The organism is Brevundimonas sp. ALps5 (assembly GCF_058681645.1).
Genome location: NZ_CM178744.1, coordinates 2407570 through 2419449, shown reverse-complemented (window position 1 = coordinate 2419449; position 11880 = coordinate 2407570). Strand labels below are relative to the sequence as shown.

The window sequence follows — 11880 nt, the reverse complement described above, 5'->3', positions numbered from 1 at the left end:
ATGCGGACCGATACGACCCGCCGCGACCTGATCCTCGCGGCCGCCGCCGCGCCCCTGCTCGCCACGACTTCCGCCTGTGCGACGCCGCTCTCCGCCCGTCCGCGCGACGCGGCGACGGGTCAGGTCTGGACCTTCGATAAACTCGCGGACATCGGCGGCCATCCGACCCATATCGAGGGCGCGCCCGTCCTGACCGACAGCCCCTGGGGTCAGGCCGTCAAGTTCGACGGCGTCGACGACGCCCTGTTCATCGACAACCACCCGCTGGCCGGCGCCGGGCATTTCACCTTCGAGGCCCTGTTCCGTCCGGACGGCGGCGCCTTCGAGCAGCGCTGGTTCCACCTCGCGGTCGACGAGCCGATCCCGGCGGACGGCTCGACGCCCATCGGCACCCGCTTCCTGTTCGAGATCCGGGTGGTCGAGAACGAATGGTATCTGGACGCCTTCACCAAGGGCGAGGGCTACAACCTGACCCTGATCGATCCGGCCAAACGCTTCCCCGTCGGCCAATGGTTCCATGTCGCCCAGACATTCGACGGGACCACCTACCGCAGCTTCGTCAACGGCGTGGTCCAGGCCGAGGGCCCGCTGGCCTTCAAGCCACAGGGCCCGGGCAAGTCCTCGGTCGGCTGCCGCTTCAACAGGCGCAACTACTTCAACGGCGCTGTCCGCGAGGCCCGCTTCCACGCCGAGGCCCTGACGCCCGACCGGTTCAGCAACCCGTTCGCCTGAAGGCTTGAGGCTACGAGGCCTCACCCTCGACCGAAGCCCAGACGGGCATCACGAAGCGAAATCGCGTGCGTTCCGCCGTCGATTCCGCATCCAGCGATCCGGCGTGCCCCTTGGCGATCTGTGAGGCGATGTAGAGCCCAAGCCCAAGCCCGGCCTGCGGCTCATCATTCTTCGGACGGTGGAAGGGCTTGAACAGATGCGGCAGGGCGTGGTCCGGGATCGGGTCGCCCGAGTTGGTGACCGACAGTTCGAAGAACTCGCCCTCGCACAGGGCGTGAACATGCACCACGCCGTCAGCCGCGCCATGGGTCAGGGCGTTGGCCAACAGGTTGGACAACAATTGCCCCACCCGGTCGGGATCGCAGGCGACCGGCCGGTCCACCCGGATATCGGTGATGATGGTGCTGTCGGGCCAGGCGCTGCGCAGTTCCTGCACCACCTGTTCGATAACGTCATGCACCCGGGCCTCGGCCTGACGCGCCAGCGGAACGCCGCCACCCAGCCGCCCCCGCGCGAAGTCCAGGACGTCGGCGATCAGCCGTTCCATCCGGTGACCGCTGGCTTCCATCTGACTGACGATCAGCCGGGCCCGGTCATTCAACGGGGTGGTCTTCAACAAGGTCGCGCCCGCCTGGATCGCCGCCAGCGGATTGCGCAGGTCGTGACCGAGGACGGCGATGAACTGATCGCGCAGCACCGCCGCCTCGCCAGCATCAATCAGAGCGGCCTCTGAGGCGGCCAGTTGGTCCCCGGCGTCCAGATGGATGGCGATCAGTTCGGCGAACAGTTTGAACATCGACCGGGTGTGGGGCGTGTCGACGACATGCGGGTTGGGATCGATGGCGCACAGGGTGCCGAACATCTCGCCGTTGGCGCGGACGATGGGGAAGGAGATATAGCCGCGCAAGCCATAGGTCCGAGGCGTGTGATGATCGCGATAGGCCGGGTCGGCCTGGGCGTCGTCGAACACGATGGGTTCACGGCTGTCGCGGATCTCGTCGCACAGGGTGGTCTTGAGCGGCAGTTCCCCGCCGACCGGCAGCCCGAACCCGATCTCGTCGCGCACAGCGCAGGCCGTCCAGTGCGTTTCAGTCACCCGCGCGACGGCCGCGAAGCCCATGCCGGTGATGCGGCAGACGACGTCGAGGATATTTTCGACCGCCGCGATGCCCGCCACCGCCGCGATGTCGCGATCGATGTCTGTCACGCCCTTCGAGGTCGGATCAGAAAAAACCATGTAGTCTGTGTAGCTTAACCGCGCGTCGGTTAAAACGGCTGTTTCGGCACAGGCCGTTCGTGGTCGAGCAGCCAGCGCTTGCGCTCCAGCCCGCCCGCATAGCCGGTCAGGGTCCCGTTCGCCCCGATCACCCGGTGGCAGGGCACGATGACCGCGACCGGATTCTGGCCGTTGGCCAGCCCCGCCGCCCGCACCGCCTTCGGCTTGCCGATCGCCGCGGCCAGCTGGCCGTAGGTGCGGGTCTCGCCCGCCGGAATGTCCCGCAGCGCGGCCCATACCGAGCGCTGGAAGTCTGTGCCCGCCGTCTTCACCGTCAGCCCGTCGAGCGCCTTGTGGTTCCCGGCGAAATAGGCCGCGACCGCGTCGCGCACCGCTTCCGGCGCGCGACCATCCGCCAACGGAGCGTCGCCATAGTGACGACGCAGCAGCCGGTGCATCCGGTCTTCATAGCCGGCGAAATCCAGCGCCCGCACGCAGCCTTCCGGATCGACGACCAGCAGCACGGTTCCGACGGGGGTCTCGATCCGGTCGAGCGTCAGCTTCAGGGGTTCAGGCCGCTTCGAGGCCATGGTCCGTCTCCTTCAGTTCGGCCGCCCCGATCCCCGCCGTCCGCAGGTGGAGCGCGCCATAGGCCCGCCAGGGCCGCCAATGATCCGCCCGGCCGATCAGCCGCGCGTCGAAATCTTCCGGAAGCCGGTCGTTGGGCGGCTCGCTTCCCGCGTCGATCCAGTCGCCCGGCAGCCTCAGCCCGGGCCGCGCCTCGACCCGCAACTTCAGGGCCGCATCCGCCGACAGGTCGCGGCCGATGGCCTCCGGATCCGCCGACAGGTCGAACACCCGCCGCACCCGGGCCAGAACGCCCGGAAGCGCCCGGAGGTCCGACGCCTCGACCCGGACCTCTACCCGACAAGGCTTGTCCGGCGTCACCGACACCCGACCCTCGGCTCCGTCGACGACGGCGTCCAACACCCGCGACCAGACCCGGTCCTCGACCGCGTCGCCGCGCGCGCGCAGCGCCGCCAGCATGGCCTCCCAGTCATAGGGAGGCCGATAAGACAGGTGCAGCCGCACCCCGCCCTCGCCCGGCCGTTCCTTCCGGCGCCTCAGGGCCGACGGCGGCCGCCCGTACAGGGACTGGAAGGTCTCGTTGAACCGCCTCACGCTGCCGAAACCGGACCCCAGCGCCACCTCGGCCATGGTCAGGTCGGTCTCGTGGATCAGGGCCTTGGCCAGCAGCACGCGCCGGGTCTGGGCCACGCTGACCGGCGCCGCGCCCAGATGCTGGCGGAACAGCCGGCGGAGCTGTCGCTCGCCGACCCCCAGCCGCCCGGCCAACGTATCGACGTCGCCCTCATCCAGCGCGCCCGCCTCGATCAGGCTCAGCGCGCGGCTGACCGTATTCGAGGTCCCGCGCCAGGCGCCCATGTCGGGGGCCGTCTCGGGTCGACAGCGCAGGCAGGCGCGAAAGCCCGCCTCCTCGGCCGCCGCCGCCGTGGGATAGAAGATCATGTTCTCGCGCCTGGGCGTGCGCGCCGGACAGACGGGCCGACAGTAGATGCCCGTCGAGGTCACCCCGCCGAAGAAGCGCCCGTCGAACCGCACGTCCCGCGTCACCGCGGCGCGGTAGCAGGCGTCCTGATCCAGTTCTGCGTGAGCGTTTTCCATGACGACAACATGGGGGCGGGCGGCCCCCATGTCTCGCGGTTTTCGGGCATTTGCCTGAGAAGGCCTAGACGGCGGCCTCGTTCCAACGGCGACGGTCATAGGGCATCAGCTGGCCCGTGATCAGCCGCCACAGGGCGCCCGACATCCTGAACAGGGCCTGCACCAGACCGAACACCACACAGGCCATCAGCACGGTCGACAGGCTCCACCAGCCACCCTCGAAGGCCGCACGGATCCGCTCGACGAAGGCTTGAACGCTCTCGACGTGGATCACCGGCGACAGGGGCGAGGCGGCCCACAGCCAGCCGAACAGCCAGGCCTGCACCCCGCCGAAGGCCAGGTCGCCCAGCGCCGTGAACCGCACCTGACCCGGATTGGCGGCCCGGATCAGGTCGAAGGCGATGCGGCAGGCGGCATAGGCGACGCCGGGCCAGTAGAGCAGGTTCAGGATGCGGCGGAAGATGTCGGCATAATCGACCCCGCCGATCGTCGCCCCGTCCAGGGTGAACAGGTCCTCGGGCCGCAGCGGCGTGACCATCAGGAGACCCGCCCACCACAGCAACAGCACCGTCCAGGCCGCCGCGCTGCCCATCGCCCGGGCCGACGGCGACAGGGCCATGCGGCCGCGACGACGCCCGCGCCGATCCCGGGATGAGGTCTCTACCGTCCCGGCCAACTGCCGCGACACCGCGTCGGCATCCATGCCCGCCAGTTCGAACAGGCCCAGATCCTTGACCCGCCAGTCGCGCAGGAAGGCCGGCTTCTCCTTCTGTCGCTCGATGACGAAGCCGGCGATGGTGGCCAGGCCGATGATGGTGATCCCGCCGGTGAAGACGCTGTTGAACGCCTGACCGATCGCCCGGCCGACCTCCTCGTCGCCGACGATGACGCGCACGATCGCCCCGATGACGGTGATGCAGATCAGGGCCATCAGCCCGACCTTCACCCCGAACATCCACCAGGGATAGAGCTCCGGTCCGACGATGTGTTGCGGCCCGGAGCCATAGCGGGCGGCGACGCTCAGCGGATGGCCGAACTCGCGCAGCACAGCCTCCTCATCGGCCTCGGTCAGGGGCCGGCCGAGTTCTTCCTCGCGGTCCTCCATCCGGGTCTGGAGGACGTCGCGCAGCTCGGCGACGATGTCTTCGCGGCTGGCCTTGGGCAACTGCGCCGCCACAGCCTTCAGATAGCGTTCCGTCAGGGTCATTGAGTGTCCCTCCTCAAGCGTGAATGTCAGAGAATCTTGTCGAGCGAGGCGTTGATGCCCCGCCATTCGTCGGCCAGGGCGGCCAGCATGGCCTCGCCCATCGGCGACAGGCGGTAGAAGCGCTTCTTGCGCTTCTCCTCCTCGCGCCATTCGGAGACCAGCAGCCCCTGGCTCTCCAGCCGGCGCAGCAGCGGATAGAGGGTGGATTCCTCCATCTCCAGCCCGTCCCCGGCCAGGGCCTGACGCAGGGTATAGCCGTAGCGCTCCTCCCTCAGGCGAGCGAGCACAGCCAGGACCAGCGACCCGCGCCGCAGCTCCAGCCTCATGCTTTCGAACAGTTCGGGATCAGGGGTCATTGCGTCTGCCTTGGCGCCACATAGTGTGTGACACACAGTGTATGCGACATACTGTGTGACCGAGTCAAGCGAACGTTGGGGTTCGGGATGATGGACTGGTCATTTCAGGGGATTTCGGTGAGCCGAAGGGGGCGTCCCGACCCCGTGGGGCGAAGGCGGGACGCCCGTTCCGGGGCCGCCCTACGGTCAGGCGGGACGGCTCGCGGAGCCCGGCGATTCGACATCTGGGAGCCGTCCCGTCGGGTGCGAACACGCTAGGGCCGGGCCCTGTCGGCGGCTACCTGCGGAAATCCATAGGACGTCTCTGATTTGAAACAGCCCAGCCTGGCCTGAAGACCTCAGGCGACCTCGATCTGCTGAAACAGCAGGGCCCGGGCCACGGCCTCGGGCAGGCTGCGCGCCCCCAGTTTGTAGCGCGCATTCTTCAGGTGCAGACCGACGGTGACCTCGGCCAGGGCCATGTCGTGGGCGATGCCGCTGACCCTCTGCCCCCGGGCGACGGCCTGCAGACAGTCCTTTTCGCGCGCCGTCAGCTTCGCCGCCCCATAGCGCCGCCGCATCATCTCCCCGACCGCGCCGGCGTGGAACAGATGCGCCAGCGACACCAGCCGCGGCCCATGCTCCTCCAGAAGCCGCCGGCACTCGGCCGGGTCCATGCCCGAGCCCATGACGATCCCCGCGCCCGGACCCAGCGTCCCGGGCGCGCCCGGCAAGGGGATCAGTATGCCGCCCGCCAGTCCGGCCTCCTCGGCCTCGTTCAGGATCTGCGACGGGCCGTAGTGGGTCGTGGTTTCGAAAATCACCGGATCGTACCGCGCCGCCCGGACGTGACCGACCAGTGGATCGTGCATGTCGTACATCCGCTCGGTGTAGTACTCGATCCAGTCCGACCGCATGGTCGACATGGCCGGGTCGCCCCGCGCCTCCATCCGGTCATAGGTCACCATGTCCAGAAAGGCGTAGTTGACCTGGTCCAGCCCCATCCGGGCCAGACCTCGGGTCAGGACGCCCCAGCGCCGATCCGGATCGCGTTCAGACAGCAGTCCGGCGAAATGGTCCCCGAGCGAAAGGTCTCTGTTCGGCATGATTGATCCCCACGCCTCACCCTGACCCACACCCGAAGGTTGATCAACGCTCCAGATATGACAAAAACGGGTATTTTCCGCCCACCCGCAGTCAGTCCGTCAGATAGAACAGGGCCTCGACCGTGGTGCCGAGCGCCTTGGCCAGGCTGAGCGCCAGCAGGGTCGAGGGGATGAAGACCCCGTTCTCGACCGTGTTGATGGTCTTCCTCGACACCCCGGCGCGGTCGGCCAGTTCGGCCTGGGTCAGTCCCGCCTCGGTACGCACGGCCTTCAGTCTGGAGCCCAGACGCGGATCACCCACCGTCGCCGCCCTCCGCCTGCTGGTCCAGCCAGACGAAGCGCAGACCTGCCACCGAGGCCGCCAACATCAAGGTCGCCGGAAAGCCCATGACGACCCAGTCCCGCTCCCATAGTGCGATCACGAACAGGGCGGTCATCGCGGTCATCAGCACGATGAACCCGAGCGACAGGGCGCGCCGGCGAATGTCACGCGTGACCTCATCTTCCAACCAGCGGCGGTTCAACTGGACCACGCCCTCCCAGCCCGCGACACTCATCATCACGAACAGGGGCGACAGGGCCGTTGCCGCCGCGATCCCGAAATCATCGCCGTCGGCCTGCCCCTGAACGATCCGCCACAGGGGCGACAGGCCGACCGCTACCAATCCCCATCCAGTGATAGAACCCGCGTAGATGCGGTCGTTTCGCACCCGCTGCAGCCGGTCGCGGCGACCGATCAGCCCCTCCAGACGCCGCGCCGCCCGCCCCCTCCTCCACAGCAGGGCCGCGGCGGCGCCGAGCAGGCCGAGCGCGGCGGCGATCGCGAACCCGACACTGGCCCCGCCATCGGAAATCGATCCGACCTTGGAGAGGGTAAGCGTCACTCCGCCGGTCAGTATGCCGGTGACGATCGCCATGACGCCGAAGCGTTCATGCCCCTGACGCCGACGTTCGACCCGCAACAGGACATCGACCTCGTCGGTCGCTTCAGCCGTGATCCGATCACTCATCGCGGCCAGCCTCGCGGAACAGCCAGGCGAAGCGTAGACCCGCCGCCGCGCCCGCCGCCGCCAGGACGAGGATCAGGCTCAGGACTCCGACGATCGGACGCCAGAGGCCCAGACCCAGCGACAGGGTCGTGCCGGCCAGAAGGACGAAGAAGGCCACGGTCATCGCCCGCGCCCGCAGCGACTGGGTCAGTTCGTCCTCGAGGAAGCGCTTGTTCTTCAGCGAGGCGCCGTCCCAGCCCATGACCAACAGGGCCGTGACCCAGGCATAGAGAACCGGTACGGCCAGTCTCAGACAATCGACCCAGCGGTGCTCGCCCGCGAGCACATGATCAAGCGCACCGACCGCCTGGGCGAGGAACAGCAGCGACAGGGCCGGGAAGATCGCCAGCTGCCGCGCCCTCTGGGCCTGCAGCCGGTCGCGCCTGCCGGGCTCAGCCGGATCGACGCGCCAGCGCGGACCGCCGGGCCTGTAGAACCAGGCGCAGATTCCGCCCGCCGCCACGAAGGCCGCGCCCATGCCTGCGACCACCCCGGCCGTGGTCGCCGCATCACCGCTCTTGTCCGCGCCCCAGGCGAAGCCGAAGGCGCACATCGCCGCCCCGACCGCCGTCAGCGCCACCAGCAGGACGAACTTCGCCCGGCTGGTCCGTTCCGTTGTTTTCCTGTTGTCCGCCATCATTGATCGGCTCCCGAGCCTGATGTCACCTTCGGGTTACATATATCACCTATGGGTTACACGCCGTCAAGTGACCCAGCCAGGCCCGCTTCCCTTTCGCGGCGGCGAAGCTAGGGTGGCTCCGCTTTCGGGGATCCCATCACACATGCCGTCTTTCTCGCGCCGTCTCGTTCCGGCCGGCCTCGCCGCCGTTCTCGCCACCACCACCGTCCTGGGCGCCGCCCCTGCCCTGTCGCACCCGATCCAGACGGCGCCCGCTCCGGCCTCCGTCCCGCTGATCCCCGGCGCCGACTACGATTCCAGCGTCCCGTCCGTCGCCCAGGTGCTGGGCTATGACAGCGGCGCCCGGATCAGCCGCGCGGCCGACGTGCGCCGCTATTTCGAGGCCCTGCGCGCCGCCGCCCCCGACCGCGTCGCCATGGGCGACTACGCCACCACCCACGAGGGCCGCCCGGTGTTCTGGGCCGCCGTCGGCTCGGCCGCCAACATCGCCCGCCTGGACCAGATCAAGGCCAACTCCCGGGCGCTCGCCGACGCCCGTGTCACCTCGCCCGAGCGCGCCCGCGCCATCATCGCCGACCAGCCGGTCATCGTCTGGCTGATGTATTCGGTGCACGGCGACGAGATCAGCCCCGCCGACGCCGCCATGGCCGCCGCCCGCCATCTGCTGGCCTCGCGCGACCCGGCGGTCCAACAATGGCTGGCCAACACCGTCGTGGTCTTCGTGCCCACCCAGAACCCCGACGGGCGCGAGCGCTTCCTGAACTCCAACGCCTCTGGCTTCGGCACCGAGCCCAACCCCGATCCCCTCTCGGCCGAGCGTGACCAGATCTGGCCCGGCGGCCGTTACAACCACGATCTCTTCGACCTGAACCGCGACTGGTTCATCCAGACCCAGCCCGAGACGCGCGGCCAGGCCGCCGCCGTGCGCGACTGGCGCCCGCAGGTCCTGGTCGACGCCCATGAGATGGGCACCGACGACACCTTCTTCTTCCCGCCCGAGGCCCAGCCGCTGAACCCGTGGATCTATCCGGCGACGCTGGAGAGCCGCGAACTGATCGGCCGCAACACCGCCCGTCGCTTCGACCAGAACGGCATCCCCTACTTCAACCGCCAGGTCTATGACGCCTTCTATCCGGGCTATGGCGACGGCTGGCCGGGCTATCTCGGCGCCATCTCCATGACCTATGAACAGGGCTCGGCCCGGGGTCTGGCGGCGCGCCGGTCGTCGGGCGAGATCCTGACCTACCGTGACACCGTCCGGAACCACTTCGTCGCCTCCCTCTCGACCATCGAGGCGGCCTCGACGAACCACGACCGGCTGCTCAACAACTTCTACGCCTACGGCGCCGACGGCGTCGGCGGACGCGGCGCCTATGTCCTGTCGCGCTCCAGCTGGGACCCGGGTGAGGCCGACCGCCTCGCCGGGCTGCTGGTCGCCTCGGGCGTCGAGGTCGGCAAGGCCGAGGCCGGCTTCACCGCCTGCGGCAAGTCCTATCCGGCCGGCTCCTATGTCGTGAACCTCAGCCAGCCCCAGCGTCGCATGGCCGAGGTGCTGCTGACGAAGGACGTCGCCGTCCCCGCCGACTTCCTGGCCGAACAGGAGCGCCGTCGCGCGCGCGGTCTGGGCGACGAGATCTATGACGTCACCGCCTGGTCCCTGCCCCTGATGTTCAACACGCCCGCCGACCGCTGCGCTTCGGCGCCGAGCGTCAGCGTCACGGCCGCCACCACCGACAAGGCCACGCCGCGGGGCATCGCCGACGCCGACGCCGCCTACGGCTTCCTCGTCGCGCCGGGCTTCGGCGCGACCCAGCTGATGGCCTCGGCCCTGCGTCAGGGCGTGGCCATGCGCACCATGGACAAGCCCTTCACCCACGCCGGTCGCCGCTGGCCCGCCGGGACGCTGGTCATTCCCCGCGCCGGCAACGCCGCCGACCTGACCGCGAAGATGACTGGCTGGGCGGCCATGACCGGCGCCGAGGTCGTGGGCGCGGCCGAGAGCTGGAACTCCGACGGCCCCAGCTTCGGCTCGGGCGACGCCGTGGCCCTGCGCGCCCCGCGCATCGCCCTGGCCTGGGACGACCCGGCCGACCCCACCGCCGTCGGCGCCACCCGCTATGTGCTGGAGCGCGAGTTCGGCTATCCGGTCACCGTGGTCCGCACCTCCAACCTCGGCTCGGCCGACCTCTCGGCCTTCCAGGTGATCGTCCTGCCCCAGGGCGGCGGCTACAAGGGCGTCCTCGGCGAGGGCGGCGCCAAACATCTGAAGGAATGGGTCGACAACGGCGGCACCCTGATCGGCCTGGGCTCGGCGACCCGCTTCCTGACCGACCCCGCATCCGACATGCTGGCCTCGCGCCGCGAGAACGCCGCCGAAGCCGGCGACGGTTCCGGCGCCTCCGACAAGGCCCGGGTCGACGGCCAGCGGATCGCCAGTCTCTCGGACTATGAGAAGCAGGTCGGCGACAGCCAGCACGGCCCGGCCTCGGTCGCCGGCGTCCTGGCCCGCGCCGACGTCGATCCCGACCACTGGCTCTCGGCCGGGACCGCGCCGTCGCTGAACGTGCTGGTTCAGGGCGGCGACATCTACACCCCGCTCAAGGTCGGCGAAGGGACCAATGTCGCCCGCTTCGCCTCGGCCGACGATCTGCTCATGTCCGGCCAGCTCTGGGCCCAGAACCGCGCCCAGCTGGCGTTCAAGCCCGCGATCATGGCGGCTTCCTCTGGCCGGGGCTGGATCATCGGCTTCGCCCAGGACCCGACCTTCCGCGGCTATATGGACGGGATGAAGGTCATCTTCGCCAACGCCGTCTTCCGCGGCCCGGCCCACGCCAGTCCGAACTGGTAGGGGCCGGGCCGGAAGGCCTCAGCGGTTTACGTCCACCACTGTCCGGCCGCGCACCCTGCCCTGCAGGATGTCCGCCGCGACGCCCGGGACCTCGGCCAGACCGACCTCCGTGATGGTGCTCGCCAGCTTCGTCACATCCAGATCGGCCGCCAGTCGCCGCCAGGCCTCCAGCCGGACCTCGCGCGGCGCATTGACGCTGTCGATCCCGGCCAGGGTCACATTCCTCAGGATGAAGGGCGCGACCGATCCCGGCAGGTCCATGCCCTGGGCCAGACCGCAGGCGGCGACCGTTCCCCGATATTTTGTCTGGGCCAGAACATTCGCCAGAGTATGGCTGCCGACCGAATCCACCGCCCCGGCCCAGCGCTCGGCCTGGATCGGCTTGCCCGGCTCCGACACGGTCGCGCGGTCAATGACCTCTGCCGCCCCCAGAGCCTTCAGATAGTCAGCCTCTTCCAGCCGCCCGGTCGAGGCGACGACGCGGTAGCCGAGCTTCGACAACAGGGCGATGGCGATCGATCCGACTCCGCCGTTGGCGCCGGTGACCAGCACCTCGCCCTTGTCCGGCGTCAGCCCGCCGTGCTCCAGCGCCAGCACACACAGCATGGCCGTATAGCCGGCCGTCCCGATGGCCATGGCCTCGCGCGTGGTGAAGGCCTCGGGCACGGGGATCAGCCAGTCGCCCGGCACGCGGGCCTTCTGCGCATAGCCGCCATGATGCGTCTGGCTCAGCGCCCAGCCGTTGACCAGAACCCGGTCGCCGACCTTGAACCGATCATCCTCCGAGGCCTCGACCACACCTGCCAGATCGATGCCCGAAATCAGCGGAAAGACCCCGATCACCGGCGCCCGCCCCGTGATCGCCAGCCCGTCCTTGTAGTTGATGGTCGACCACTCGACCGCGACGGTGACATCGCCCGCCATCAGGTCCGACGTCGGAAAATCGACGACCGCCGTCTGCAGTCCGCCCTCCCCCTTCGTGGTCAGCAGCGCCTTGAAATTCGCCTGTTCGCTCATCGGTCCGGTCCTTGTCTGGAGTGTCGATGAGGCCCAGATCGGTC

The 11880-nt window shown here is 69.1% G+C and carries 12 protein-coding genes; 2 read left to right on the top strand and 10 right to left on the bottom strand.

Annotated elements, in window-relative coordinates:
- Complete coding sequence (locus ACW172_RS11705; RefSeq protein WP_492031615.1) at positions 1–732, top strand: LamG domain-containing protein; 732 nt, start codon at positions 1–3, stop codon at positions 730–732.
- Positions 733–742: 10 nt separating this feature from the next.
- On the opposite strand, the gene ACW172_RS11700 is transcribed toward ACW172_RS11705, so the two are convergent.
- The 9 genes from ACW172_RS11700 to ACW172_RS11660 all read right to left on the bottom strand — a co-directional run bounded on the left by ACW172_RS11700 (position 743) and on the right by ACW172_RS11660 (position 7971).
- Complete coding sequence (locus ACW172_RS11700) at positions 743–1939, bottom strand: GAF domain-containing sensor histidine kinase (protein ID WP_492031614.1); 1197 nt, start codon at positions 1937–1939, stop codon at positions 743–745.
- A 59-nt stretch (positions 1940–1998) separates the two neighbouring features.
- Positions 1999–2538 (bottom strand): methylated-DNA--[protein]-cysteine S-methyltransferase, encoded by a 540-nt coding sequence (locus tag ACW172_RS11695; protein ID WP_492031613.1) that lies wholly within the window; start codon positions 2536–2538, stop codon positions 1999–2001.
- Positions 2519–3634, bottom strand: a complete 1116-nt coding sequence (locus ACW172_RS11690; protein WP_492031612.1) for a bifunctional transcriptional activator/DNA repair enzyme AdaA — start codon at positions 3632–3634, stop codon at positions 2519–2521. The genes ACW172_RS11695 and ACW172_RS11690 overlap by 20 nt, the downstream gene beginning before the upstream one ends.
- Positions 3635–3698: 64 nt before the next feature.
- Positions 3699–4841 carry an HAAS signaling domain-containing protein gene (locus ACW172_RS11685; RefSeq protein WP_492031611.1) on the bottom strand — a complete coding sequence of 381 codons (1143 nt, stop codon included), beginning with the start codon at positions 4839–4841 and terminating at the stop codon, positions 3699–3701.
- Positions 4842–4867: 26 nt separating this feature from the next.
- Positions 4868–5197, bottom strand: a complete 330-nt coding sequence (locus ACW172_RS11680) for a PadR family transcriptional regulator (protein WP_492031610.1) — start codon at positions 5195–5197, stop codon at positions 4868–4870.
- 338 nt (positions 5198–5535) lie between these two features.
- Positions 5536–6282 carry a helix-turn-helix transcriptional regulator gene (locus ACW172_RS11675; protein WP_492031609.1) on the bottom strand — a complete coding sequence of 249 codons (747 nt, stop codon included), beginning with the start codon at positions 6280–6282 and terminating at the stop codon, positions 5536–5538.
- 91 nt (positions 6283–6373) lie between these two features.
- Complete coding sequence (locus ACW172_RS11670; protein ID WP_492031608.1) at positions 6374–6583, bottom strand: helix-turn-helix transcriptional regulator; 210 nt, start codon at positions 6581–6583, stop codon at positions 6374–6376.
- Complete coding sequence (locus ACW172_RS11665) at positions 6576–7292, bottom strand: hypothetical protein (RefSeq protein ID WP_492031607.1); 717 nt, start codon at positions 7290–7292, stop codon at positions 6576–6578. The genes ACW172_RS11670 and ACW172_RS11665 overlap by 8 nt, the downstream gene beginning before the upstream one ends.
- Complete coding sequence (locus ACW172_RS11660; RefSeq protein ID WP_492031606.1) at positions 7285–7971, bottom strand: hypothetical protein; 687 nt, start codon at positions 7969–7971, stop codon at positions 7285–7287. Before ACW172_RS11660 ends, ACW172_RS11665 begins: the two co-directional genes overlap by 8 nt.
- Before the next feature lie 142 nt (positions 7972–8113).
- Between ACW172_RS11660 and ACW172_RS11655 the strand changes: the two genes are divergently transcribed.
- Positions 8114–10819, top strand: a complete 2706-nt coding sequence (locus tag ACW172_RS11655; RefSeq protein ID WP_492031605.1) for a M14 family metallopeptidase — start codon at positions 8114–8116, stop codon at positions 10817–10819.
- An 18-nt stretch (positions 10820–10837) separates the two neighbouring features.
- Here ACW172_RS11655 and acuI read toward each other — a convergent pair whose 3' ends face one another.
- Positions 10838–11836 (bottom strand): acrylyl-CoA reductase (NADPH), encoded by a 999-nt coding sequence (gene acuI, locus ACW172_RS11650; protein WP_492031604.1) that lies wholly within the window; start codon positions 11834–11836, stop codon positions 10838–10840.
- Positions 11837–11880 lie beyond the last annotated feature (44 nt).